This window comes from Photobacterium sp. Ph5 (genome assembly GCF_022129445.1).
Lineage (GTDB): Bacteria > Pseudomonadota > Gammaproteobacteria > Enterobacterales > Vibrionaceae > Photobacterium.
In genome coordinates this window covers 12,923-39,584 of record NZ_JADQAQ010000006.1, presented here as the reverse complement: position 1 = coordinate 39,584, position 26,662 = coordinate 12,923, and the positions used below count along the sequence as shown (strand labels likewise).

The following is a 26,662-nucleotide window of genomic DNA, read 5'->3' as shown; positions in this document are numbered from 1 at the left end:
AAGTGGCACTTAGGTCACGAAAAACGTAAAATCCCGCCTTAACTTTGTATCACTAGGTGATACGAACTGATCTGGAATCAGAATAAGAGAATATAGAGCGATGTTTAAACCAGAATTACTTTCACCTGCTGGCAGCCTTAAAAACATGCGTTATGCATTTGCCTACGGCGCTGATGCTGTTTATGCAGGTCAACCTCGTTACAGCCTTCGTGTTCGTAACAACGAATTCAATCATGAAAACCTAAAGATTGGTATTGATGAAGCACACGCACAAGGTAAAAAGCTGTATGTGGTATGTAATATTCAACCGCATAACTCAAAGCTAAAAACCTTCATTCGCGATCTTAAACCAATCGTAGAAATGGGCCCTGACGCACTTATCATGTCAGATCCTGGTCTTATTATGATGGTTCGTGAAGCATTCCCTGAGGTTGTTATTCACCTGTCAGTTCAAGCCAATGCGGTTAACTGGGCAACAGTGAAATTCTGGGCTAGCCAAGGTGTTGAACGTGTCATTCTATCTCGTGAACTTTCACTAGAAGAAATCGAAGAAATTCGTGAGCATTGTCCTGACACTGAACTAGAAATCTTCGTTCACGGTGCACTTTGCATGGCTTACTCTGGTCGCTGCCTACTTTCTGGTTACATCAACAAGCGCGATCCAAACCAAGGCACATGTACGAATGCATGTCGTTGGGAATATAAAACAGAAAAAGCAACTGAAAACGATGCGGGTCAAATCGTTGAAGTTCAAGACGCAGTGCAAACACAAGACGTTAAAGAGCGTCCTGATAATACACTAGGTCTAGGTAAACCTATTGATGATGTTGTGCTACTAAGCGAATCTCACCGTCCAGAAGAAAAAATGGCGGCATTTGAAGATGAGCATGGTACTTACATCATGAACTCAAAAGATCTTCGTGCTGTTCAACACGTTGAGCGTCTAACTAAGATGGGTGTTCACTCACTGAAGATTGAAGGTCGTACTAAGTCGTTTTACTACTGTGCTCGTACTGCGCAAGTTTACCGTAAAGCGATTGATGATGCCGTTGCAGGTAAACCATTTGATGAATCACTACTAGGCACATTAGAAAGCTTAGCGCACCGTGGTTACACTGAAGGTTTCCTACGTCGTCACACCCATGACACGTACCAAAACTATGACTACGGTTACTCAATTTCTGATTCTCAACAATTTGTTGGTGAGTTCACAGGTAAACGCCGTGGCGATCTTGCGGAAGTTGAAGTGAAGAACAAGTTCGTTGTTGGTGATAGCCTTGAAGTAATGACACCCAAAGGTAACGTTATCTTCAATCTTGAGACAATGGAAAACCGTAAGTCTGAAGTAATTGATGACGCGAAAGGTAATGGTCACTTCGTATTTATCCCTGTACCTGCTGATATGGATCTTGATTTTGGTCTGTTAATGCGTAACTTGGGTAATGGCGAAGATACACGTAACCCTCACGCTCCTAAAGACGGTAAATAAGCACTATGGCACTGCTCATTACAAGCAAATGCATTAACTGCGATATGTGTGATCCTGAATGCCCTAACGAGGCGATCACCATGGGTGACGAGATCTATGAAATCAACCCAGATCGCTGTACTGAATGTAAAGGGCATTACGACAAGCCGACCTGTCAGTCGGTTTGTCCAATCACCAACTGCATTATTACTGATCCTGATCACGTTGAATCTGACGATGAACTGTTAGAAAAGTTTGTTACCTTACAAGGGCTTGCTTAGTTCTTATTCGAGCCAACAATCAGACAATAAAAAAGCGCCTTTTGGCGCTTTTTTTATATCTCGCTAATGGTATCTAGTTTTAAACCTTACGCTTTTTCATTTATAACTACATGACACTGCGCAGGTAACACTGGCTTCGGCTTTGGCTTCACCGCAGGCTTGTTTGATACTGGCTTTTTATAGTCAGGCGACCATGACGCAAGCTCTTTACCACAACCATCACCCGGTGGTGGCGGTGTTTGTGGTTCACAGTAAGTGCTACCTTCAGGACAATTTAAGCGGACATGGAAATGGTAGTAATGACCAAACCATGGACGGACTTTACGTAACCAGCCTCGATCTTTCCACTCCGTTTTACAAAGCTGCTCTTTAATCACAGGATGAACGAATATACGGGCGACACGCTCATCACTTGCCGCAAGCTGGATCAAATGTGCTTGTTTACTGCTCCAGTTCTTTTCAATGATTTTGTAATTTTTCACATCCACCATTGGCAGCGCAGACACTGTTTTTAATTCTTTTTGGGTTAATGGCTTTTCAGGAATACGTAACCAGATATCAGCATCTAATCCTGTTTGGTGGCTAGCATGACCTGACGAAAAGCGTCCACCACGAGGCATCGCAATATCACCCACCAGCACATTACCAATTTTAAGTTGCTGTGAGGTCTTCATTAGCTCTTTTAAAAAGGTGATCATTTCATGGTTACCGTAATAACGACCACGCTCTGCGCGAATCACTTGATAACCATCGCCTTGTAATGGCAGACTTTCACCTCCAGCCAAACAACCGTTAGCGTATGAGCCAATCGAATTTGATGCGCCAACCGTTGGCGTTTTTACTTTTTCCCATGGCGATGCCATTACACTCGAACTTGCAGCTACGAGTAACAACCCTGTCGTTAATAATTTCCCTAGCACTCGATATTTCCCATTCATTATTAATAATGACCGATCATAGCCTAAGCACTTTTTTGATTCCAATTAAGCTCTGTTTTTTATCTCTACAATCAGCGATATTACACATTTAGACACATCACAGATTTAACAAATAAATGAGAATGATTATCTTGTGTAATTAAAACTATAGGGTATTTTAGGTTTATATAAGTCAGTATTCGTTATTTTAACTTATTTAAAATAATAATTACTGACTCTAAGATTATATAAAATAGAAAGTAAACATAATCTAATAACATTATTAAACGTTATAACCATTGCCTATTATTTATTTAAAAGAAAATTTCTAATTTATTATTCTGTGTTTATTTGTGTAAATAGTTGCGCGACCTTCACGACAAAATCCGATTAATGTTAATCCAGATTCTTCAGCTAAATTAATCGCTAATGCTGTAGGTGCTGATACTGCAAATAATATTTCCACTCCCACAGATGTGGCCTTTTGAATTATTTCATAACTTGCACGACTGGTAATTAAGATTGCACCTTTGGTAAGTCGTGAGTATTTTGCACGAGCACCAATTAACTTATCTAATGCTACATGCCGACCAACATCTTCATAAATTGCGGCAAGTTCACCTTGCTCATTTAGCCACACTGCAGCATGGGTACAGCCCGTACGGTTAGCGAGTTCCTGATTGTTATAGAGAGATTTAAGAGATTGATTAATAAGAGAAAGTGGCATTCTCTGCGTATCAGGGACAGTATTAACTGGCTTCATTGCTTGTTTTAAATGCTCAATACCACACAGCCCACAACCGGTTCTTCCCACCAACTGTCGACGCTGTTCTTTAAGCATCATAAAAGCACGATTTTGTAATTCTATATAAACTTCTATTCCCTCTTTACTACTTTTTATATCAATATGTTTTATTTCTTTAATATTGTTAATGATTCTTTCAGATAATGAAAACCCAATAGCAAAGCTTTCTAGATTTGAAGGGGTTGCCATCATTACCACATGGGATATTCCATTATAAATAAGCGCAATGGGAACTTCTTCTGCAATAAAGTCTTCACATTCTATTTTTATTCCATTCTTATATTTGATTATTTCATGAATGGAATATTCTTTATGTTCTATATATTCATCAGTAATTAAACAACTAGACATTTATTATTTCACACAAAAATTTGACGATATTATATTCGCGCCTATAATAGCCGACCTCTTATGTAATACAATTCTTTTTAATAATAATTAGGTGAGTTGACTTTGAATATAAGTAGACGTCAATTATTTAAATTGTGCGCGGGAGCTGTCGCTACGACATCTATTGCTTCCCTTGCCACAATACCGCAAAAGGCTTGGGCGCAAGCGCGAGAATTTAAATTAACAGCGGCAAAAGAAACGCGTAATACGTGTTCTTACTGTTCTGTTGGTTGCGGTACTTTGCTTTATAGCACTGGTGCTTCAAACGGTAACATTAAACAAAAAGTATTCCACGTTGAAGGTGATCCTGATCATCCAGTAAGCCGTGGTGCATTATGTCCAAAAGGTGCGGGTCTAGCTGGTTTTGTTAACAGCGAACAACGTTTGAAATTCCCCGAATATCGCGCACCTGGTTCAGACAAATGGCAACGTATCTCATGGGATGAAGCATTCACCCGTATTGCCAAGTTAATGAAGCAAGACCGTGATGAAAACCTTGTTAAAACAAATGAGCAAGGCACCACAGTTAACCGCTGGCTAACCACAGGTATGCTATGTGCTTCGGCAGAAAGCAACGAAAATGGTTGGTTAACACAAAAATTTGCCCGTGGTTTGGGCATGGTTCCAGTTGACACTCAAGCGCGTATTTGACACGGCCCAACGGTAGCAAGTCTTGCTCCAACATTTGGCCGCGGCGCGATGACCAACAACTGGGTTGACATTAAAAATGCCAACGTAATCCTTGTAATGGGCGGTAACGCAGCAGAAGCACACCCTGTTGGCTTCCGCTGGGCAATTGAAGCTCAAAAAACCAATAACGCTGAAATCATTGTTGTTGATCCACGTTTCACGCGTACAGCAGCAGTGGCTGATCACTATGCACCGATCCGATCTGGTGCTGATATTGCTTTTCTATTAGGTGCTATTCGTTACCTGATCGCAAGCAGTCAAGTGAATCACGAATATGTGAAAGCCTACACTAACGCTAGCTTTATCGTACGTGATGATTACGCATTCCACGATGGTCTGTTCTCTGGCTATGACGCTGAGAAACGTAAGTACGATCGTAGTAGCTGGTTCTACAAGCTAGACGATAACGGCTACGCAATGAAGGATGAATCCCTACAACATCCTCGCTGTGTATGGAACTTACTAAAAGATCACGTATCTCGCTATACACCTGATGTAGTTTCAAACATCACAGGTACCCCTGTTGATATGTTTGAACACGTGTGTAAAGCGCTAGGTAGCACAGCAGCCGATAACCGTGTTGCCACTATTTTGTACGCAACAGGTTGGACTCAGCACTCAAAAGGCGCTGAAAACATCCGTTGTATGGCAATGATCCAGTTACTACTCGGTAACATGGGTATGGCTGGCGGCGGTGTTAACGCCCTACGTGGTCACTCAAATATCCAAGGTATTACTGACCTTGGTTTGCTAGCACAAAGTTTGCCGGGCTACTTAAAGCTGCCATCTGATAAAGATGTCGATCTTGCTACTCACCTTAAGCACCACACACCCGTGGCACTTGAAGCAGATCAAACAAACTACTGGCAACACTACCCGTCTTTCTTCGTTTCATTACTGAAGTCGTTCTACGGTAAAAATGCAACCGCAGAAAACAACTTTGGTTACGACATGATGCCGAAGTGGGATAAGGGTTACGACATGCTTCGCGTCTTCGACATGATGAAGAAAGGCGAAATGAACGGCTACATCTGTCAAGGTTTCAACCCTGTTGGCTCGATGTCTAACAAGCAGAAATCACTGGATGCGCTATCTAAGTTGAAATACTTGGTAGTGATCGATCCACTAGCGACAGAAACCTCTACTTTCTGGCAGAACAAGCCAAACGTAAACGAAGTGGATACCAAGAATATCCAAACTGAAGTATTCCGTTTACCTTGTGCATGTTTTGCTGAAGAAGATGGCACCATCGTAAGTTCAGCGCGCTGGTTACAGTGGCACTGGAAAGCGGCAGATATGCCGGGAGAAGCGAAAGGTGATGCTGAGATTTTAGCGGGTATCTTCTTGAAGATGCGCGATATGTACCAGAAAAATGGCGGTACATACCCAGATCCAATCTTATCTCTAGATTGGAACTACGCTATCCCTGATGCGCCAAACACCAAAGAATTAGCACAAGAGCTTAACGGTAAAGATGCTAACGGTAATCAACTATCTAGCTTTAGTAAACTAAAAGCTGACGGTTCGACCACTGCGGGTTGTTGGCTATACACAGGTAGTTGGACTCAAGCGGGTAACCAAACTGCACGTCGTGATAATAGCGATCCATCCGGTTTAGGTTTAGCGCCAAACTGGGCATGGTCTTGGCCTGCTAACCGTCGTGTACTGTACAACCGTGCATCAACACGCCCTGACGGTAGCCCTTGGGATAAGTCACGCACGTTAGTTGAATGGAATGGTAGTAAGTGGGTTGGTCCTGATGTGCCAGACTTTAACGCTAAGTTGCCACCATCAAGCAATGCCGGTCCATTTATCATGCAACCAGAAGGCGTGGGTCGTCTATTTGCGCTTGATAAAATGGCTGAAGGTCCGTTCCCTGAGCACTACGAACCGTTTGAAACACCAATTGGTACCAACCCATTACATAAGAATGTGGTATCCAACCCAGCGGCACGTATTTTCAAAGACGATCTTGAGCAGCTTGGTCAAAAAGAGCAGTTCCCATTTGTCGGTACAACTTACCGCTTAACGGAGCACTTCCATACGTGGACGAGCCACTCTCACTTCAACGCTGTTCTACAACCTGAACAATTTGTTGAGATTGGTGAAGGCTTAGCGAAAGAGCGTGGCATCAAGAATGCTGACATGGTTCGCGTCACCTCTAAGCGTGGCTTCATTGAAGCGAAAGCTTATGTGTCTAAGCGTATTACGCCGCTGCATGTTAACGGTCAAGCCGTTCACACTGTAGGTATTCCTATTCACTGGGGTTACGAAGGCGACACCAAACCTGGTTACTTAGCTAACACGCTAACACCAGATGTGGGTGATGCAAACTCGCAAACACCAGAGTACAAGGCATTCTTGGTTAACGTGGAAAAGGTGAAGTAAGCCATGGGTATGGAATCACAGAATATTATTCGTAGTTCTGCGACATCATCGCTAACGCCTTCACCTGATGCGCGTAAACGCCAAATTCAGGTAACAAAGCTTATCGATGTAACGTGCTGTACTGGCTGTAAAGGCTGTATGGATGCGTGTAGCGAATGGAACAACTTGCGCGGCAAAGTAGGTACCTTTGAAGGCACTTACCAAAACCCGCCAAATACAACCGCTGAAACATGGACCACTATCCACTTCAAAGAAATTGAAGAAGATAACAAGTTCAAATGGTTATTCAGTAAACACAGCTGTATGCACTGTTCTGATCCTGGCTGTTTAAAAGCCTGTCCAGAGCCTGATGCTATCGTGCAATACGAAAACGGTGTTGTCGATTTCAACTCTGAAAAGTGTGTCGGTTGTGGCTACTGTATTGCTGGTTGTCCGTTTGATATTCCACGCATGAACCCAGTCGATAACCGTGTTTACAAGTGTACTTTGTGTCTTGATCGCCTACAGGCAGGTCAAGTGCCTTCATGTGCAAAAACCTGTCCTACAGGTGCACTACGTTTTGGTGAGAGAGAAGAAATTCTTGAATACGCTAATCAACGTGTCGCAGCACTGAAAGCCAAAGGTCACAAAAATGCTGGCGTATATAATCCAGCAGGTGTCGGCGGTACACACGTAATTTATGTATTGCACGATATCACCGATCCTGAGCGATACGATCTACCTAAAGATCCAAAGATCAGTGAAACCGTGAAGCTATGGAAAGACGATGTGAAGCCTCTGGCTGCTGCAGGTTTAGTGGGTACGCTTGCACTTGCTGCTATTCACCGTGTCACCGTTGGTCGTAGCCGTGTTGCAGAAGAAGAAGGAGATGAAAAATGAGTTTGAATAAAACAATTTTACGTCATAAGCCTTTAGATCGCGTTGTGCACTGGACTGTCGCATTAACTGGTATCTGGACACTATTGTCTGGTTTATCTTTTATGTTTGCACCACTGCACTTCCTTAGCTATGTCTACGGTTCGCCGCAACTTGCACGTATTTTGCACCCATTCGGCGCAATTATTATGACCATTGGCTTAGCGTTTTTAGTTGTGCGCTACTGGAGCCACAATCACTTTGAAAAAGGTGATCTCCAGTGGATGCTCAAAGTTAAAGATGTCTTAACCGAGAACGAAGAAAACGTACCAGAAGCAGGACAATACAACGCAGGTCAAAAAATGATCCTACGTCAATTTATTGCTTGTGGACTGATCCTTCTCGTTACTGGTTTGATTGCATGGCGTGCCTACTTTGCGGCGTACTTCAGCATTGATGTTGTACGTATAGCACTGATTGTTCACTCAATCACTGCCATTGTTTTTGCGCTTAGCCTTATTATCCATGCTTACATGGCATACTGGGTTAAAGGGTCAATCGACGGCATGTTAGAAGGTAAAGTTTCTCCTGCTTGGGCGAAGAAACACCACCCACGTTGGTTCCGCTCGCTAACTAGCGGCAAAAACCAACACTAACAACATAATTAAAAAGCGGTAAGCCTGCACTTACCGCTTTTCTATTTTCATACCAACCAAGGTTTACTTTGGTTGGTATTCTTGTAATTGGAAAACAGTATGAGCGTTAAAATTCTAGATAAAAACACCATCATTAAGCAAAACAGTGACGGCTTTACTCCGTTAATCATTGGGGATCCTGCAACCATTTTTTCTGCTCGTGCCGAACGTTTACGTGCACTAGCTAAAGACTCTTTTATGGCAGACTACCTATTACTAGCCGGACAGATTGTGCAACAACAAGCGCAATTAACCGAAGATTTTGCCCAACCCGTTGCTAACTTTGTATCAGAAAACACCCTAACTTGGCCGCTATCTTTAGATCAAGCTTGGTACCCTATTCTCGAAGCCATGTTATTGCAATTAACCACATCGTTACGCCTAGTGACATCTGATGATATCGTAAAAGTGATCGACTCACTGCAAGATGTAGATAGCGACACTCTTCATCATTACTTCACCGCGCTTCAGCATAATCAGTCTGAGCGTGTACCTGCAGATCTTGCCATTTTACTATGGGCCTGTATCAATACCTTCACTAGCTTGGTTGTAAAAACCACAGCATTAGAATGGCAACCTGAGCCAAATGTAAAACAACATTTCTGTCCCCTTTGTGGTGGTGCGCCAGTAGCTAGTTTGATTAAAGGCAGTGGTCACCGTTACTTACATTGCAGCCAATGTGAAACTGAGTGGCATCGTCTTCGTGCTGAATGTACCCAATGTGCGGATGGTGAAAATATTCAACTACAAAGTGAAACGCTAGAAGATGCGGTACGTGCAGAAACTTGCGATCACTGTAATAGTTACCTGAAGGTTTTATTTTTAGAAAAACAACCAAACCTTGATCCTATCGCAGACGACCTTGCAACATTAGTGCTAGATCAGAAGTTAAACCAAAACGAATTATACCGTAATGGTTTTAACCCATTCCTTTTACCACTAATGCAGTAATGCCGAGAGCGATATGACAGCCCAAGCACTCTATGCCCACTTACCCAGTGTTGATCTAATTTTAAATCACGAATTACAACAGCCCTTGATCCATCAGTTTGGCAAAGAACACACCACTGTACTTGTTCGCCAACTTTTAGAACAAGCTCGTAATACCATTCGTGAACAACAACAATTACCGCAATGGCTAACACTCAGTGAGTGCGACGGGCTGGCACTTCCACAACAAAAATTGGCGCGTATCAATCTGTTTTCTCATCATCTCGCACAATCAATAGAACCTTTACAACATAAAGGACAGCGTCGCGTTTTTAATTTAACCGGTACTATCTTACACACCAATTTAGGCCGTTCTTTACAGGCAGAAGCCGCTATAAAAGCAGTGACTGATGTCATGCGCTTTCCGTCAACCTTGGAATATTCACTCCAGCAAGGTAAACGTGGTCATCGTGATCAAGCGATCAGTGAGCAACTGCAACAGCTCATTGGTTGTGAAGATGCATGTTTGGTTAATAACAATGCTGCTGCAGTACTACTCATGTTAGCAAGTTTAGCCAATGGCAAAGAAGTGATTGTTTCACGCGGTGAGTTAGTTGAAATTGGTGGCTCATTTCGCATTCCTGATGTCATGCGCCAAGCGGGATGTCAGCTCGTTGAAGTTGGTGCCACGAATCGCACTCACTTAAAAGACTACCAACAAGCAATTAATGAAAGCACCGCGTTATTGATGAAAGTACACACCAGTAACTACATGATCCAAGGCTTCACCAGCGCGGTATCTGAAGCTGAACTCTGTGCGTTAGGGCGCGCAATGCAAGTGCCAGTGATCAGCGATTTAGGCAGTGGTTCATTAATCGATTTAGCCCAGTACGGACTACCAAGCGAGCCTATGCCACAAAAGATGCTGCAAGATGGCATTGATTTAGTGAGCTTTTCAGGTGACAAACTATTGGGTGGCCCCCAAGCTGGGATCATTGCCGGTAAATCTGAACTCATTGAGCAACTGCAACATCACCCACTTAAACGCGCACTTCGCTGCGATAAAATGACCTTAGCGGCTCTTGAAGCGACACTGAATTTATACCGTCATCCAGAGCGTTTACCTTGCGATCTACCCACGCTATCTATGCTAACTCGTAGCCTTGATGCACTTACAGATTTAGGTGAACGTCTAGTGCCTTACTGTCAGCAGTTGGTTAGCCAGTATTTTACAGTTACGGTGATGCCTTCAATGGGACAAATAGGCAGTGGCGCACTACCCACCGAGCAGCTTGAATCTGTCGCCTTATGTTTCAATATTAACAATAACCAAACATCTTATACGCTTAATGATCTTGCGGATCTTTTAGCAAGCGGCGAGATCCCAATTATCGGTCGCATTCACCATGACAAACTATGGTTATGTTTACGTGGGATCAGCCATGAACAAGACTTCATCGCTCAGCTTGCTCAGCTTGCTCAACTTTCACTTTCCAATCACGAATAACAAAGAACTAATAACACCACTTTATGATAATCGCCACTGCTGGCCATGTTGATCATGGTAAAACCCATTTACTTCAAGCCTTAACGGGCATCAATACTGATCGCTTACCAGAAGAGCAAAAACGTGGATTAACCATTGATTTGGGTTACGCGTTTATGCCCTATTACTCAGCACAAACACAGCAACAAGAAACGCTTGGTTTTATTGATGTTCCGGGTCACGAGAAGTTTCTTTCCAACATGCTAGCCGGTGTCGGTACAGCCCATCATGCGATGCTGATTGTCGCGGGTGATGAGGGCATGATGGCGCAAAGCTATGAGCATTTAGTCATTTTGCGTTTATTGGCCATGGATAGCCTAACAGTGGTGATCACCAAGTCAGATCTCACTACCTTAGCGCAACAGCAGCAGTTAGAAGCACAACTCACTCAACTCTTATTTCAGCAAGGTTTTACCGAGCCAAAAATATTTCATTGTTCCGCGTTTACTGGTGATGGTATTGACGAACTTAAAACTCACTTGATCGCTTTAGCTGACAATGAAAAACAACAGCAAAATGATTTAGGCTTTCGTCTTGCCATTGATCGTGCTTTTCACGTCAAAGGCGCTGGATTGGTTGTTACAGGAACGGCATTAAGTGGCAATGTAAAGGTCGGTGATAGTCTGAGTTTTGTTAGCCATAACAAACTTAAGCAAGGGCAAACACAGGCAAAAAATGTACGAATAAAAGGTTTACATGCCCAAGGAAATACAGCGCAAGTGGCAACTTCAAACCAGCGTGTAGCTATGAATATCGTTGGTGACATTGATAAGGACGAACTTAGCCGTGGTGACTGGTTAGTCAACATTGTGCCCGGTGTCGTGATCAATCGCGTAACGATGACACTGACTGCCAATACCGATATAAGGCACTGGCAAGCCGTACAAGTTTTCCATGCTGCAGCCCATACCACGGGTCGTATTGCACTACTTGAAACGGATAAAGCGAAAGCAGGCGAGCATGTACTGGCTGAAATTACCTTCGATAGTCCATTATGTTTAGCAGAGCAAGATCGCCTTTTACTACGTGATCCCGCTTTAAAAACGAACCTTGGTAGTGGCGTTGTCATTGATTTGCTGCCGCCTAACCGTGGTAAGCGAAAGCCGGAGCGTTTAACTTATTTAACCCAACGCGCAGAACTTGATTCCATTAAAGACATCATTTCCTTTAAATTGGAAAATAAACCACAATCTATCAGTGAGTTAACGTGGCAGCATCAAAATCAGCACATCGAACAAATCGCAGCGAGTAATGTTAAAAACGATATTACCCAGTACGGTGATTTCCTTTGTACTTCTGCGTATCAAGCACAACTACAACTGCACATCATTGAAAAGCTAACGCAGTATCATCAACAAGAAAATGACCACATCGGCTTAGGTAAAGATCGTCTTTATCGCATTGCAGCACTCAACCAACCTGCAGCTATTTTTAATGAGCTTTTGGCTCAGTTATTAGCCCAGCAAAGCATTATCAATACTCGTGGTTGGTTACACCTTGCCAGCCACCAGCTACAACTCACAGAGCTTGAACAAAAAAGCTGGCAGCACATTGCCCAAATCATGCAGCAAAATCCAACGCCTTGGTGGGTGCGCGATCTCGCCAATGAATGTGATTTTGATGAAGACGAATTGCGTTCTCTGAGCTATAAATTGGCACAACTGGGCTATATCTCTGCAATAGTTAAGGATCGCTATGTAAGCCACGACTATTTGATCTCAATTGCTAACCGTGTCCGTGAGCATATTGAACACCATCAAAAACTTGAAACAGCAGAGTTTAGAACAATTAGTCAATTAGGACGAAAAGTCGCCATTCAGATCTTGGAATATTTCGATAAGATTGGTTTTACAAAACGGAAATTTAACTATCGCGAACTGCGTGATGAAGCGTTACTCAAAGAGTAAACAAATGAAGTGGCGGAAGAACATAGGAGTCGAACCTACCCAGGACTGCTGGCAGCCCTACCCGGATTTGAAATCCGGACGCATCACCGGATACGCCGTTCTTCCACATTTGTGTGACGTATTTTATGCGCTAAAAGCATTATTATCAACTGCTATCACCATCTTTCAGTGATAGCCGTTTATTTTTAAGATCAACTGATTAAATATCAAACTACTTCATTTGTTGATCTAAATTTAAAATAGTGAGCGCATTACTTACACTGGTTGCTAATACATCAACAACCCCAGAACGCAGCGCCCCTAATAGTGCTAAGGCTTTACTATTTTCTGCTGCCGTTACCACAACCGTAGGAATATTTCGTAGCTCTTCCATGGTTAAACCAATAACACGATCACTCATCATAGTATCGGCTTGTTTTCCGTGGCTATCAAAAAAGTCATAACCCGCAATATCACCGACCACACCTTTACGAATACGGGCTTCTACAATTTCTTGCGGTGTGAACCAACCTAACTTCACCATATGGCTATTTTCATTCATGTCGCCGACGCCAACCAACGCTAAGTCAGCACGACGAGCACGATCTAAGGTTTCTTTTACCGTACCATTTTTCATAAATGCTTCTTTCACAATGATGTCGTCAACATAAGCTGGGGCATACAAGGTTTCACTAATACCATCATATTTTTTCGCTAATTGGCGACAAATATGATCGGCATTAATCGCATTACCTGAACGGTGCGTACCACCAATACCAGAAACAAAACGACATTTACGGTGCGGGACAACACCAACATGATTAGCAATAGACGCGATATTGCGTCCCTGTCCAACCGCAACCACCATATCATCAGTTAATGTCGTCGTTAGGTAGCTCGAAACCAGACTTGCCACTTGCTGACGTTGGGTTTCATCATCAGGCTGATCAAGTGCAACCAATGCGCGTTTTAAATTAAAGCGCTCAATTAATTGCTGCTCTAACTTTTCACTAAAAACAGGGTGATATTTAACGGTAATTTCCACTACCCCTTCATCACGCGCGCGACGCAGTAAACGACCGACTTTAGCGCGAGACATACCAAAACGCTGAGAGATCTCTTCTTGAGTAGCACCATCCTGATAATAAGCAATAGCGATCTCGGTAAGTAAATCACTGTCTACATGGTTACTGTCAGTACTGCTTATGCTCATTTTAATCCTCACTCTATTGCAATACGATTAACTTAATAATTTTAACACTTTTCAATCAATAATAAGATGATTAATTATTTTTAATAACAGAGCGAGTTAAATACCTAAAAATAATTTAACAATACTTCTATTATTTATATTTAAGTAATGACAGTTAAATTTAAAATAACAATCATATCTATATTTTAAAATATGGATTATATATTAATCAAACCATATTTAAACACGCTTAATTTATTAAGATTAACAACCAAAACAAGAATGCAACTTCACACCTATCCTGCTAGAGAATAATATATGCCATTTGATACATACAAATTATTATCAATCATTACTTTTCATTTATCTTATCAGGGATAGCAAATGAAACCGTCACTCTTAGCCAACAAAGAACACCCCTTAAATACCAATATAAATTCAGATAGTTACAGTACCATCAATACTATTAACCATTCAGTGAATAATCAAAGCAACAATGCACTTGTACACACTACTCCATCTGATTTAAACACACTTTACTCTTATATTCTTGACGGAAAAGACCCAACACAATTAGCAGCACCTAGTGCAGGTCATACTGTAAATGGCGGTGGTGATTTTGGCTATGTCACTATTGAAAGAAATAATAATGAAGTTATTGCAACAACACCAAATAGCGAAATAAGTAGCGACTTAAACAATAATGAATATGCCCAATCATTATCAAAGCTAAATATTAATAATCATATCAATGAAACACCATTTAATAATTCAGACACAAAAGATTATTACTCAATAAAAGAAGATAATAGCTTATTGTTAAATATTAATACCAATAATAACGAAATTGTCAGTATTAATAACATTCGTCTATCAGGTGAAAAACAAGATGTTTCACTTTCTCATGGTCAACTCCACATTAATAACAATGGAGCGATCACTTTTACCCCAGATAAAAACTTCAATGGTGATGCTTCATTCGATTTCACCATAAAAGGTGAAACATCCAATTCGGTTCACACTATCAATATAGACGTCACTCCTATGAACGATGCTCCACATTTAACAACACCCGATGCTAATAAAAACAACTACATTTACACCCAATATACAGAAGGTACAGGTGCGCAATACCTGATCCCAAATGCCACAATTTCAGATGTTGATAGCAAAACATTAACTAAAGCTATTTTCACTATTACGCCTGATGTGAATCACGATGGTATTAACGGCTACGATGCTGCACATGAGTACCTACAACTGGATGCTTCAATGAATAGTAAGTTCCAGTTAATCCAATCATTTGATTATTCAAAAGATGCTGGTAGCTGGATCTTAACAACCAAAGATGGTGCACCTGCATCTATTCATGATTTCGAACAAGCAATTCGTTCAGTGCAGTACATTAATACCTCAGAATCAATGACAGGCCTTAATGGCTTAAAGTCACTTGGTCTTGATGTTTACGATGATCACAATGCCTTTAGTAACCGTCTAAGTATCAAACTTGATCCTATTAATGTGAATGACTCACCTATTGCTACAGCAGATGAGGCAAAAGACGGTTGGATCACGTGCCACTACACTGAAAATTCAGGCCAACAGCAATTATTATCACACGTAACGCTTAGTGATGTGGATAGCCAACATTTATCTTATGTTGAAATCACCATGACGACTGAAGGAAACTTCAACCGCTTTGACGCTGCACACGATCATTTTACTCTTTCTCCTAAATTTGCCGATCAATTTACACTCGTTCAACACGTTGAAAATGGTGCTGCAGTATGGACACTAGCAGCTAAAAATGGCGCTCAGTTAAGTGTGCAAGATTTCCAAGCCGCACTACAGTCAATTAGCTATGAAAATACCGCAGACTCCATGACGGGACTTAACGGTGCGAAGTCTTTTGGTATCAATGTCTTTGATGATCACCATGCCGCAAATGATGCTTTCTCTGTGAACGTTATTATGAATAACGTTAATGATGCACCTCTCGCAACGGCGGATGATGTACAAAATGGCTGGATCACTCGCACTTACAGTGAAAACGCAGGTCCACAGCAATTACTGTCTAACGTTACGTTACAAGATGTTGATAGCCAGCATTTATCTTATGTTGAGATCACCATGACAACAGAGGGTAATGTTAATCGCTTCGATGCTGCGCATGATCACTTTACTTTAGATGCTGCTTTTGCCGATAAATTTACCCTCGTTCAGCACGTTGAAGATGGTGCTGCGGTATGGACACTAGCAACAAAAAATGGCGCACAGCTAAGCGTGCAAGATTTCCAAGCGGCACTACAGTCAATTAGCTACGAAAATACTGCAGAATCCATGACGGGTCTTAACGGTGCAAAATCTTTCGGTATTAACGTCTTTGATGATCACCATGCAGCGAACGATGCTTTCTCTATCAATGTTATCATGAACGATGCGCCAATCACTGCAACTGACGATATGCAAAATGGCTGGATCACTCGCACTTACAGTGAAAATGCAGGTCCTCAGCAGCTACTAACAGATATTGCCTTAAAAGATGTTGATAGCGAACACCTTGATCGTATTGTTATCACTATGGATGCAAGCAAAGATCATAATGCTTTTGATGCCATACATGATCATTTCAGCTTACCGCCAGAGCTAGCTCATAAATTTATCCTAACAGCAGCTCATGATGACAACGCTGCGACATGGACACTACAGGCGACAGATCCTGCATATACAACGGTTGAAGACTACCAAAATGCACTGCATGCACTATGTTACGAAAATACAGCTAACAGCATGACAGGATTAAATGCAGCTAAATCATTTGGCATCAATGTTATGGATGATCAGCATGCACTAAATAAAGCATTTTCTGTAAACCTATTAATGAATGATGCGCCTATCACAACTGCTGATGATGTGCAAAATGGCTGGATCACACGTAGTTACCACGAAGGGACTGGCGAGCAAGCATTACTGTCTGATATAAAACTGACTGACGTAGATAGCCAACATCTTTCTCGTGTTGTTATTAGCATGAATGCGAGCAAAGATCACAACGGCTTTGATGCAGATCATGATCACTTCACACTAGCAAAATCCCTAGAAGATACTTTCACTTTAACTGCAGATCACAACAGTGCTCAAGCAACATGGACACTCGTTGCTAAAGCAGGCACTAACCCATGTGTTGAAGACTTCCAACATGCGCTACAAACACTGACTTACAGCAATACTGCTGACAGTATGACAGGTCTCAATGGAGCTAAATCTTTTGGCATCAATGTGGTTGATGATCAAAATGCGGTAAATAAAACACTGTCAGTAAATGTCGTGATGCATCAACAAGCAACGGCACTACATGCAATAAGTGAGTTTGCGCAAAATAATGTGGATACAACACCATTCATCTATACGGATAATATGAACCACCATGGCTGGATATTTGAAAATGCTACTACTGGCGTATTCAGTGAAAATAGCAAAGGAATGGCATTACTGTCTAATATCAATCTTGCCGGTGAAAATGGAATAAAAAGTGCAACTATCACTATTACACCAGATGTGAATAATGATGGTCGTAATGGTTTTGATATCGAACATGATCACCTAACCTTAGATGATGCATTCTCTGCACACTTTACCCTAAAAGTAGCACCATATACTGATGTAAATACACATCAACTAACTGGTCGTTGGGAGCTAATTGCTAATGGTGAGGTGAGCAATAATGACTTTGAAGCGGCACTACGCAGCTTGCATTACATCAATAAAGCTGAAGATTTTGATGGCTTAAATGGTGCGAAAACATTTGGACTTGATGTTGTCGACCATAACGATGAGATAAGTAACCGCCTTTCTATTAACGTCAATTTACAAGATGCTGCTACTCACAACACAGTACACGATATCGCAGCAGTTAACGCAAATGCAGATAATGTAATTATTGGTGATGCGCACCACGAAATTACTAATGATATTATTATTGGTGATACTAAAGGGATTCAATTAACCCAAGGTGAAGAAACCAATATTGCATTTATCTTAGATACATCAAGTAGCATGTACAATGGCAGTTCTGATGCTTATACAGCAGCATTAAAACAGATAGATACAGTATTGATGAATTTAAAAGATACTGTCGCAAATGCTAACCATAATGGCGTTAAATACGGTGATATTAATATATCTCTTATTGCAATGAACGGCTATGCCACAACAGTAAATATTAATTTATCTGATTATAAAGCACATTCATTGATTGATGAGTACTCCAAAGGGTTCTTTAATAAAATTCACGACCTTTTTAATGGTACCAATTATGAAGATGCGTTTAACCATGCAACAACTTGGTTTACACAACAAAACGCGAATAAAACACATTACAACAACATTACTTACTTATTAACTGACGGTAAACCAACAACTGATAACCACCACTGGTTCTCCAATATAGAAGGCGCAAAAGAGTACGCGCAGCAAGCATTTCACAAGTTAGCTGAATTATCACCTGTCGAAGCTATTGGTATTAATCACGATATTAATACAGAAGACTTAAACCCTTATGATACGGATCATACGGCTCTTGCTGGCATTGATCCTAATAATATCGCTCATCTCATGCTAGGTGATGTAAGTGTACAGGGTAATGACATCATTAATGGTTATTCAGGTGATGACATTCTTTTTGGTGATAGCATTAACTTTAACGGTGAGCAAGGCTATAGCGCCCTTAAAGAACATGTTGCTCAACTATCAGGAAAACCTGCAAGTACTCTAGAAGCGTCTGATATTACAGATGCTATCAAGCACCATGTGAATGCATTTGATCTTTCAAATGATCATGACGGTAATGACAGCATCAAAGGCGGTTATGGTAACGATATTATTTTTGGTCAGGGTGGTAACGATAAACTACAAGGCTACTTTGGCAATGATACGTTACTTGGTGGTCAAGGAAACGATACCCTACATGGCAACTTTGGTGATGACATGCTATTTGGTGGCCAAGGTAATGACATCCTAGCAGGTGGTCTTGGTAACGATACGCTAACGGGTGGCGAAGGTAATGATACCTTTAAATTTGCTAACCAAAGCCTATACCGTGAAACCGATACCATCACAGATTTCGATGTTCACCACGATAAGTTAGATCTGTCTGATTTGATCCATAACTCAGCATCAATTGAAGATGTGTTATCTCTCTCAGGTAAAGGTAACGACACACTCATTACCATTGAGAGCCAAGGACAAGTCGATGCGCATCATGATGAATTAAACATTGTCTTGAAAAATACCAATACTGAAACTTTCATCAAAAACGCAGGTGTGATCACCAATCACCTCCTTGATAGCAACGAAGCAAAAGCGATCTTTGCCCATGATAGCCATCATGCCGCATCTGATAATGTGGCTTTAGATACTTATCACCACCACGATGCCATTTGTTAATTCATCTAATTAATTAGCATCAACATTTAATAATGGGAATAGATTTTTATCTATTCCCATTTGTCGTATTTAAATAAAAGTAAGAGAACCTTCTGTGGTATCAACGACCGTTAATCAAAATGAGCAATGGCATATTTCCGCCTCACAATCCGTTACCGAAGATCCATTATTAGATGCCTTAGTATTACTCTCAGAATATTACGGTAATCCTTGCTCTGGCGAGGCATTAGTCGCAGGGTTACCCCTGTCTAATGCTTGGTTAACGCCTGATATTTTCCCTCAAGCAGCCACTCGTGCAGGGCTTAAAGCCAAACTTCTTAGAAAGCCACTAACAACTATTTCAGCGATTTCAATGCCGTGCGTTTTATTATTAGAAGATAAACGTGCCTGTATGTTGTATTCCATTGATAACGATGAAAACAAAGCCATTATTCAATTACCCGAAAATGGCGGTGAAACCGAAATCACCCTCGATGAATTAAATGTACTTTATACCGGCTATGCGTTTTTAATTAAGAAACAACTGCGTGGCGATAAAAGTATCGATACCCACTTACATGTCAATGAAGGCCATTGGCTATGGGTAATGATCAAAGAAGCCAGCCCTATTTATCGTGATGCTTTATTTGCTTCGATATTAATCAACCTATTCGTACTCATCTCACCACTATTTATGATGAATGTGTACGACAAGATCTTACCTAACCTTGCCTTTGAATCGCTTTGGGTGCTGGCAACAGGTGCTATTGTCGCTTTCACCTTCGATTTTATTATTCGCCATATGCGAAGCTACTTAATTGATATCGCAGGTAAAAAAATCGACGTGATCGTCTCATCACGCTTATTTGCCAAAGCGATGAACATGCCGCTTGAGAAAAAATCCCCGTCCGTGGGTGGCATGGCAAAACAATTGAGTGAATTTGATAGCGTACGAGACATGCTGACATCAGCCACCATCACTACCTTGGTTGATTTACCATTTGCACTATTGTTCTTATTTATTATCTATTTTGTCTCTGGCAATTTAGCGGTGATCCCACTGCTTTCTGGCGTTGTGATTTTGCTGTACACAGCTTATATCCAACCTAAATTAAAGCGTGCCGTAGAAGAGTCGAATAAATTCTCTAGCCTTAAAAACGCCCACTTAATTGAAAGTTTAAGTGCGATTGAATCTATTAAATCCAATGTTGCAGAAGGGATCATGCAGCATACATGGCAACAAATGATTGCCCACACCGCAGACTGGCAACTTAAAATCAAAGAGCTTTCTAATTCAGTCTCTTACCTTGCTACTTATATTACTCAGCTAACATCTATTTTTGTTGTGATCTTAGGTGTTTACCAAGTCTCTGCTGGGCATATTTCAATGGGTGGCATTATCGCAGCCGTCATGTTATCTGGTCGAGTAGTGTCACCTATGGCACAGCTCGCTAGCCTACTAACCCGTGGCAACCAAACCGCCACGGCATTGCGTCAACTCGATATGATCATGCAGCAAGAAGACGAGTTTTCAGAAAAAGGACATTTGATCAATCGCCAACGACTACAGGGAAAAATCACCGCTAATCATATTGAATTTACTTATCCAAACAGTGATGAAGCGATCCTCGCACCGACCTCTTTCACCATTAATCCCGGTGAACGTGTTGCTATCTTAGGGAAAAACGGTTCAGGCAAAAGCTCTCTTGCCAAAATGTTAGCTGGACTCTATCAGCCAACTGCGGGACATCTCCTGTTTGATGGCGTGGAATCAAAGCAAATTCACCCAGCCGATCTACGTCGTAATATCGGTTACATGCCACAAGACATCACGCTGATCCACGGCACTATCCGCGACAACATTATGTTTGGTAAACGCCAAGTTACCGAGCATCAATTGCTACGTGCAATCCATCTTTCAGGCGTCGCACAATTTACCGCAGAGAACAATGAAGGGTTAGATAAACAAGTCGGTGAAAGCGGTGCTGCGCTATCTCGTGGACAACGACAAGCTGTTGTACTTGCCCGTGCCATTTTAGCCGATCCTTCCATCCTACTCATGGATGAACCTACCGCCAGTATGGATGCCTCTGCTGAAAAGCAATTTATCCACAACATGACAAGAGTGTCTCAGCAACGCACCCTTATTTTGATCACCCACAAAATGTCCCTACTGCAATTAGTCGATCGGATCATCGTGCTCGACAAAGGCCACATCATTGCTAATGGTCCTCGAGATCAAGTGCTTCAACAACTGAGTCAAGGCGTAACAACAGGAGCTGCACACCATGAATAATCAACACACGCCTGACGAATTAGCGATGGCAGATGATCTCTATAGCGCCATGCTAATGGAATCTCCTCGCTTACATCGCATGGTTATCCGTATTTTTTGCGCCATGATCTTTGCCTTCATTGTATGGGCCTATTTTGCCAATGTTGACCAAGTTACCCGTGGTAACGGCAAAGTGATCCCCTCGTCACAAGTCCAAATCATTCAAAGTTTGGATGGCGGTATTTTAGAAGCTATGTATGTAAAGGAAGGAATGCAGGTCAAAAAAGGGCAACCGCTCGCTCGCATCGACGACACCCGCTTTTTATCTGATTTCGCCCAACAAGAAGATGAAGTGGATAGCTTAAATGCCAATATCACACGTCTTCAGCACGAGTTAAAAAGCATCGCTATAGATCAAAACGAACCGGACTGGCGTAAGCAAGTCACCATGAATACGACCCCGTTACAGTTCTCTGCCGATCTCGAAAAAACAGAGCAGCACCTCGTACAGCAGCAAAAAGAAGAGTATCAAAGCCGAATGGCAGAGTTTTCTAATCAGCTCGATATTCTTGGTCGTCAGGTCATTCAAAAAGAGCAGGAAAGTCACACCCTAGCACTGCAATTAAGCACGCTAAAAAACAGCTTAAGCCTGATTCATCAAGAGCTGAACATGACTATCCCTATGGCGAAAAAAGGCATTGTATCAGAAGTCGATATGTTGCAATTGCAGCGTAAAGTGAATGACATGAAAGGCGAACGTTCAAAGCTATATAGCCAAATTGAAAAGGCGAAATCAGCGCAGGATGAAGCGATCCTAAAACGCCAAGAAGCGGTACTCAATTACAGAAAGGATGTACGCCAAAAGATCAACGAATTGAGCGCTCGCCTTTCTCGCTTAACAGAAGCACAAGTTGGCGCAAAAGATAAAGTCGACAAAGCTGTTATTACCTCCCCGGTAAACGGCACTATTAAATCAATCAAAATAAACACGATTGGTGGTGTTATCAAACCGGGGGTCGATATTTTAGAAATCGTTCCTACCGAAGATCAGCTATTGATTGAAGCCAAGATTGCACCAAAAGACATTGCCTTTTTGCATCCAGGACTACCTGCTGTCGTCAAAGTCAGTGCTTATAACTTTACTCGTTATGGCGGGCTAAAAGGCATGGTAGAAAACATCAGTGCCGATACTTCGCAAGATAACAAAGGCAACAGTTACTACATCATCAAGGTAAGAACCAAGCACTCTAGCCTGATCAAAAAAGATGGTACACCGATGCCAATTATTCCCGGCATGCTGACATCCGTAGATGTGATCACCGGGAAACGCAGCATTTTAGATTACATTCTAAACCCGATTCTTCGTGCCAAAGATATGGCATTCCAAGAAAGATAACTTACTCATTTTTTTGCAATAAAACAGCGGCAATAACTCATGAAAAAAAATATCATCACACTGACTATCGTTTCAGCTCTCTTTTCACAAACAGCATCAGCTGAAACATTAGAGCAAGCCATGTCTCATACTATTCAAACGAATCCAAAAGTATTACAAGCCTTGCATCAATACAAAGCCAGTGCACAACAAATCGCCCAAGAAAAAGCTGATTACTTACCTAGCCTTGATTTACATTCAAGTTATCGCTCAGATAACACAGATGATAAAGACAGCAAAAATTTACAGTCTTACTCTGGCGATATTAGTCTTAACTTGCACCAAAATATCTTTAATGGTCTTTACACCACGCACCAAGTAGAAAAATTAAATAATCAAACCCTTGCTAAGCAATGGGTCATGATTTCAATGGCAGAAGATACGGCACTACAAGTGGCTAAGGCTTACATGCACTATATTGAAGCAGAAAAGATGGTAACACTTGCCAATAACAACGTTGAAAAACATAAAAACATTTATCAACGTATTAAAGAAAAAACAGAATCAGGTTTAGGCTCCGTTGCCGATCTTTCTCAAATCAGAGGTCGTTTAGCTCGTGCTCGTTCAAATTTAATTGCTGCAAAAAACAATCTAGCAGACGCACGTGCTGAATATATTGTTGTTACAAACGAACAACCAACCGACTTAACAGTACCAAGCCTCAATATGTCAGTAATGCCTAAATCGCTACATAATGCTATTCAAGTTGCAGAAAAAAATCATCCAACGATTCACGCAGCATTAAGTAACATAAATGCAATTCATGCCGACCAAAATTCAGTAAAATCAAACTATCTACCACAATTTGATTTAGAGCTAGGAAAAGATTGGTCAGATAAGTCTTATGATAGACATCATAGTTTTGATAACTCGAAGCAACAGGCATATGCCACAATTGAAATGCGATATAACTTATTTAAAGGCGGTAAAGACATGGCCAAAGAAAGAGAACTAGCATACCGCCTATCAGACTCAAAAGACGCAGAAGCTTATACTTATCGACAAGTTGTAGAAGGTACCACGCTGGCTTGGAACGCTTACCAATATGTATATGAACAACTTGACTATATTAAACAACATATTAATGCAGCTAAAGACACACAAGCAAGTTACGCACAACAATTTAAGTTAGGACAGCGATCATTAGTTGATTTACTTGATGCTGAAAACGAGTTATTTGAAGCACGTAAAGATTACTTAAAATCCGAAAGCGATAAGACGATCGCTTACTACCGTATCTTAAATGCAACAGGACAATTACTACCAGCAAATAAAATACAGGTACCTGACTCATGGATGAATAATTAAGCCGAAATTCACCATTAAATGATAGAGACGTGATTCTAGGAAGCGCTGAAAAGACACCGCTAAAGAGGATCACTTCTTATGTACACCTTTCACTATTAAAAACAGCACAAAAGTGAACGTGTTTTTTACCACCTGTAGGCTTATGTCTAAAATCAAACATAACCAACTGATATAAAAACACTTAATATTGCGTACAGCTTTTTACCTTATATATACCTAAAGCTAAAAAGTCTGCACGCAATTAATTACGCACTCATCGCTTCATCCACCAGCACGATCGGATAACCTTGCGAACACTGCTCAACTCGTCCTTTGACACCATAGGCTTTACGTAATACCTCTGCTGTTAACACTTGCTCTCCTTTGCCCATCACGACCAATCCATCAGGGCTGAGAACCAACACTTTATCGCAAAAACGTAATGCTAAATTTATGTCATGGATCGCGACAAGACCAATGCCGCCTGTTTGCGCCAAATTTTGTTTTACAGCCTGAAGTACACTAATTTGCCAATGCAGATCTAACGCACTGGTTGGCTCATCAAGTAATAATAATCGAGGCTCTCGAATCAGCACTTGCGCTAATCCGATCATCTGTCGCTGCCCCCCCGACATTTGTGCAAGCTGTTTAAGTGCTAAATGGGTTATTCCTAATTGGGAAAATATTTTTTCAATGATTTTCTCAATATAACTTTTACTCAGTTCGGGTTTTACCGCGCGACAAGCACTAAATACAATTTCATAAGCAACAAGACTGCTTGCCTGAGGCAGTGTTTGTGGCAAGTAACCTATTCTTCTGGCACTTTCGCTAAGGGCTAACTGACTTAATATTTCGCCATCAAGAGACACATCACCTTGATATTTTTGTAATCGTGCTATCGCTTTGAGCAATGTCGATTTACCTACCCCATTAGGTCCTAATACTGCCACCAATTCACCATTTTGGATCGGCTCAACAGAAAGTTGCTCAATGATCTTTTGCTGACCATACCCCGTTGTGAGGCTATTAATATTTAATGACATTACAACTTCCCTTTACTCGATAAAATAAGGCTCATGAAGAATGGAATACCAATTAATGATGTTACGATTCCAATCGGTAAAATCACACCTGGGATCAAACTCTTACTAGCGATAGAAGCCAGCGATAACAACAATGCACCGGCAATGGCACTACCCGGAAGAAAAAAACGATGATCTTCGCCTAATAACATTCTTGTTATATGAGGACCGACTAACCCAACAAAGCCAATTTCCCCCACAAACGCCACAGCGACAGCCGTTAATAAGCTCACTCTCAACAGCACCATTAAGCGCATGCGTTCTACGCGAATACCGATACTTCTTGCTTGATCCTCTCCCGAGCGAATCGCAGTCATCGCCCATGCTTGACGCATAGAAAGCGGGAAACACACCGCAAAGACAAGCGCGACAATCAACACTTTTTCGTTATTTGCTCGCACCAAACTGCCCATGGTCCAAAACACTATCTGTTGTAAAGCATTACTGTCTGCGACAAACATTAATAAACTGACTAAGGCGTTAAGGGCAAAAAAGAGTGAAATACCAAACAAGATCACGGTATTGACCGATGCGCCTTGGCTTCGTGATAACACCACCACCAGCAGTGATGCTAAAAGCGCAAAAGCAAAAGCAAACAAAGGCAAAATGTAGTCAAAGCGAAACGGTAACCATGACCAGTCAAATAAGATAGCAACCGCCGCGCCTAATGTTGCAGCCGCACCAATGCCTAAGGTAAACGGACTTGCTAACGGGTTATTTAAAGAGGTTTGCATTTCAGCCCCCGCTAACCCTAATGCCGCACCAACAACAATGGCCATTAAAGCGTAAGGGATCCTGACATCAAAAATAATAACTTGTTGGACGGGATCGAGTACTTCAGGCTGAAAGAGCGCGGAAAAAATATGGTTTAAGCCAATTTGAGACGGGCCGGTTGCAGTATCAATAACCCATGCAATGACAAGTGCTATCGCCATCATACTTAACAAGAGAATTCGTTTAATCACAAAGCGCCGATAACACTGCGACAAACTGGTTGTTTGATGGTTTTCATCAACACTTAATGTGGCTGATTTCATGATATTTCCTTTATCTTACAAAGCCAAAAACCGGATAACAGTGACGTCATCCGGCTCATTGAATTAATTAAAACAACAC

17 protein-coding genes and 1 tRNA gene are annotated in these 26,662 nt (G+C 41.5%); 12 read left to right on the top strand and 6 right to left on the bottom strand.

Annotated elements, in window-relative coordinates; translation table 11 throughout:
* Positions 1 to 100 precede the first annotated feature (100 nt).
* Positions 101 to 1,489, top strand: coding sequence for a tRNA 5-hydroxyuridine modification protein YegQ (gene yegQ / locus I3259_RS03830; protein WP_238028408.1), 1,389 nt, complete (start codon positions 101 to 103; stop codon positions 1,487 to 1,489).
* Positions 1,490 to 1,494: 5 nt separating this feature from the next.
* On the top strand, positions 1,495 to 1,749 hold the full coding sequence (locus I3259_RS03825) for a YfhL family 4Fe-4S dicluster ferredoxin (protein ID WP_238028407.1): 255 nt from the start codon (positions 1,495 to 1,497) through the stop codon (positions 1,747 to 1,749).
* An 86-nt stretch (positions 1,750 to 1,835) separates the two neighbouring features.
* On the opposite strand, the gene mepA is transcribed toward I3259_RS03825, so the two are convergent.
* Positions 1,836 to 2,669: a penicillin-insensitive murein endopeptidase gene (mepA, locus tag I3259_RS03820; protein ID WP_238028406.1), complete on the bottom strand. Its 834-nt coding sequence runs from the start codon at positions 2,667 to 2,669 to the stop codon at positions 1,836 to 1,838.
* A gap of 325 nt (positions 2,670 to 2,994) precedes the next feature.
* Positions 2,995 to 3,822, bottom strand: coding sequence for a formate dehydrogenase accessory sulfurtransferase FdhD (gene fdhD, locus I3259_RS03815; RefSeq protein WP_238028405.1), 828 nt, complete (start codon positions 3,820 to 3,822; stop codon positions 2,995 to 2,997).
* Between the two features lie 102 nt (positions 3,823 to 3,924).
* Between fdhD and fdnG the strand changes: the two genes are divergently transcribed.
* The 6 genes from fdnG (at position 3,925) to selB (ending at position 12,872) form a co-directional block, all read left to right on the top strand.
* Entirely contained in the window at positions 3,925 to 6,939 is a 3,015-nt protein-coding gene (fdnG, locus tag I3259_RS03810; protein WP_238028404.1) for a formate dehydrogenase-N subunit alpha, read from the top strand.
* A gap of 3 nt (positions 6,940 to 6,942) precedes the next feature.
* Complete coding sequence (gene fdxH, locus I3259_RS03805; protein WP_238028403.1) at positions 6,943 to 7,818, top strand: formate dehydrogenase subunit beta; 876 nt, start codon at positions 6,943 to 6,945, stop codon at positions 7,816 to 7,818.
* On the top strand, positions 7,815 to 8,450 hold the full coding sequence (locus I3259_RS03800; RefSeq protein ID WP_238028402.1) for a formate dehydrogenase subunit gamma: 636 nt from the start codon (positions 7,815 to 7,817) through the stop codon (positions 8,448 to 8,450). Before fdxH ends, I3259_RS03800 begins: the two co-directional genes overlap by 4 nt.
* A 99-nt stretch (positions 8,451 to 8,549) precedes the next feature.
* Positions 8,550 to 9,440 (top strand): formate dehydrogenase accessory protein FdhE, encoded by an 891-nt coding sequence (gene fdhE / locus I3259_RS03795; protein WP_238028401.1) that lies wholly within the window; start codon positions 8,550 to 8,552, stop codon positions 9,438 to 9,440.
* Positions 9,441 to 9,453: 13 nt separating this feature from the next.
* Positions 9,454 to 10,926 (top strand): L-seryl-tRNA(Sec) selenium transferase, encoded by a 1,473-nt coding sequence (selA, locus tag I3259_RS03790; protein ID WP_238028400.1) that lies wholly within the window; start codon positions 9,454 to 9,456, stop codon positions 10,924 to 10,926.
* A 23-nt stretch (positions 10,927 to 10,949) separates the two neighbouring features.
* Entirely contained in the window at positions 10,950 to 12,872 is a 1,923-nt protein-coding gene (selB, locus tag I3259_RS03785; protein ID WP_238028399.1) for a selenocysteine-specific translation elongation factor, read from the top strand.
* A gap of 10 nt (positions 12,873 to 12,882) precedes the next feature.
* On the opposite strand, the gene I3259_RS03780 is transcribed toward selB, so the two are convergent.
* Both I3259_RS03780 and I3259_RS03775 read right to left on the bottom strand, forming a co-directional pair.
* Positions 12,883 to 12,977 (bottom strand) — tRNA-Sec (locus tag I3259_RS03780).
* A 106-nt stretch (positions 12,978 to 13,083) separates the two neighbouring features.
* Positions 13,084 to 14,064 (bottom strand): sugar-binding transcriptional regulator, encoded by a 981-nt coding sequence (locus tag I3259_RS03775; RefSeq protein ID WP_005369422.1) that lies wholly within the window; start codon positions 14,062 to 14,064, stop codon positions 13,084 to 13,086.
* Positions 14,065 to 14,427: 363 nt separating this feature from the next.
* On the opposite strand from I3259_RS03775, the gene I3259_RS03770 reads away from it, so the two are divergent.
* The 4 genes from I3259_RS03770 to I3259_RS03755 all read left to right on the top strand — a co-directional run bounded on the left by I3259_RS03770 (position 14,428) and on the right by I3259_RS03755 (position 24,485).
* Entirely contained in the window at positions 14,428 to 19,488 is a 5,061-nt protein-coding gene (locus tag I3259_RS03770) for an Ig-like domain-containing protein (RefSeq protein ID WP_238028398.1), read from the top strand.
* A gap of 94 nt (positions 19,489 to 19,582) precedes the next feature.
* The gene (locus tag I3259_RS03765; RefSeq protein WP_238028397.1) at positions 19,583 to 21,763 is read left to right on the top strand and encodes a type I secretion system permease/ATPase; all 2,181 of its coding nucleotides are present in this window, start codon (positions 19,583 to 19,585) and stop codon (positions 21,761 to 21,763) included.
* Complete coding sequence (locus I3259_RS03760) at positions 21,756 to 23,138, top strand: HlyD family type I secretion periplasmic adaptor subunit (RefSeq protein ID WP_238028396.1); 1,383 nt, start codon at positions 21,756 to 21,758, stop codon at positions 23,136 to 23,138. The genes I3259_RS03765 and I3259_RS03760 overlap by 8 nt, the downstream gene beginning before the upstream one ends.
* A 39-nt stretch (positions 23,139 to 23,177) precedes the next feature.
* Positions 23,178 to 24,485, top strand: a complete 1,308-nt coding sequence (locus tag I3259_RS03755) for a TolC family outer membrane protein (protein WP_238028395.1) — start codon at positions 23,178 to 23,180, stop codon at positions 24,483 to 24,485.
* Between the two features lie 245 nt (positions 24,486 to 24,730).
* Here I3259_RS03755 and I3259_RS03750 read toward each other — a convergent pair whose 3' ends face one another.
* Both I3259_RS03750 and I3259_RS03745 read right to left on the bottom strand, forming a co-directional pair.
* Entirely contained in the window at positions 24,731 to 25,507 is a 777-nt protein-coding gene (locus I3259_RS03750; protein WP_238028394.1) for an ABC transporter ATP-binding protein, read from the bottom strand.
* The gene (locus I3259_RS03745) at positions 25,507 to 26,583 is read right to left on the bottom strand and encodes an iron ABC transporter permease (RefSeq protein ID WP_238028393.1); all 1,077 of its coding nucleotides are present in this window, start codon (positions 26,581 to 26,583) and stop codon (positions 25,507 to 25,509) included. The genes I3259_RS03750 and I3259_RS03745 overlap by 1 nt, the downstream gene beginning before the upstream one ends.
* Between the last annotated feature and the right edge of the window lie 79 nt (positions 26,584 to 26,662).

What these genes read in the sequence shown, in the direction of transcription:
- yegQ (WP_238028408.1), top strand. Translation starts at nt 101, where the DNA reads ATGTTTAAACCAGAATTACTTTCACCTGCTGGCAGCCTTAAAAACATG.
- I3259_RS03825 (WP_238028407.1), top strand. Translation starts at nt 1,495, where the DNA reads ATGGCACTGCTCATTACAAGCAAATGCATTAACTGCGATATGTGTGAT.
- fdhD (WP_238028405.1), bottom strand. Translation starts at nt 3,822, where the DNA reads ATGTCTAGTTGTTTAATTACTGATGAATATATAGAACATAAAGAATAT.
- fdxH (WP_238028403.1), top strand. Translation starts at nt 6,943, where the DNA reads ATGGGTATGGAATCACAGAATATTATTCGTAGTTCTGCGACATCATCG.
- I3259_RS03800 (WP_238028402.1), top strand. Translation starts at nt 7,815, where the DNA reads ATGAGTTTGAATAAAACAATTTTACGTCATAAGCCTTTAGATCGCGTT.
- fdhE (WP_238028401.1), top strand. Translation starts at nt 8,550, where the DNA reads ATGAGCGTTAAAATTCTAGATAAAAACACCATCATTAAGCAAAACAGT.
- selA (WP_238028400.1), top strand. Translation starts at nt 9,454, where the DNA reads ATGACAGCCCAAGCACTCTATGCCCACTTACCCAGTGTTGATCTAATT.
- selB (WP_238028399.1), top strand. Translation starts at nt 10,950, where the DNA reads ATGATAATCGCCACTGCTGGCCATGTTGATCATGGTAAAACCCATTTA.
- I3259_RS03775 (WP_005369422.1), bottom strand. Translation starts at nt 14,064, where the DNA reads ATGAGCATAAGCAGTACTGACAGTAACCATGTAGACAGTGATTTACTT.
- I3259_RS03770 (WP_238028398.1), top strand. Translation starts at nt 14,428, where the DNA reads ATGAAACCGTCACTCTTAGCCAACAAAGAACACCCCTTAAATACCAAT.
- I3259_RS03760 (WP_238028396.1), top strand. Translation starts at nt 21,756, where the DNA reads ATGAATAATCAACACACGCCTGACGAATTAGCGATGGCAGATGATCTC.
- I3259_RS03755 (WP_238028395.1), top strand. Translation starts at nt 23,178, where the DNA reads ATGAAAAAAAATATCATCACACTGACTATCGTTTCAGCTCTCTTTTCA.
- I3259_RS03750 (WP_238028394.1), bottom strand. Translation starts at nt 25,507, where the DNA reads ATGTCATTAAATATTAATAGCCTCACAACGGGGTATGGTCAGCAAAAG.
- I3259_RS03745 (WP_238028393.1), bottom strand. Translation starts at nt 26,583, where the DNA reads ATGAAATCAGCCACATTAAGTGTTGATGAAAACCATCAAACAACCAGT.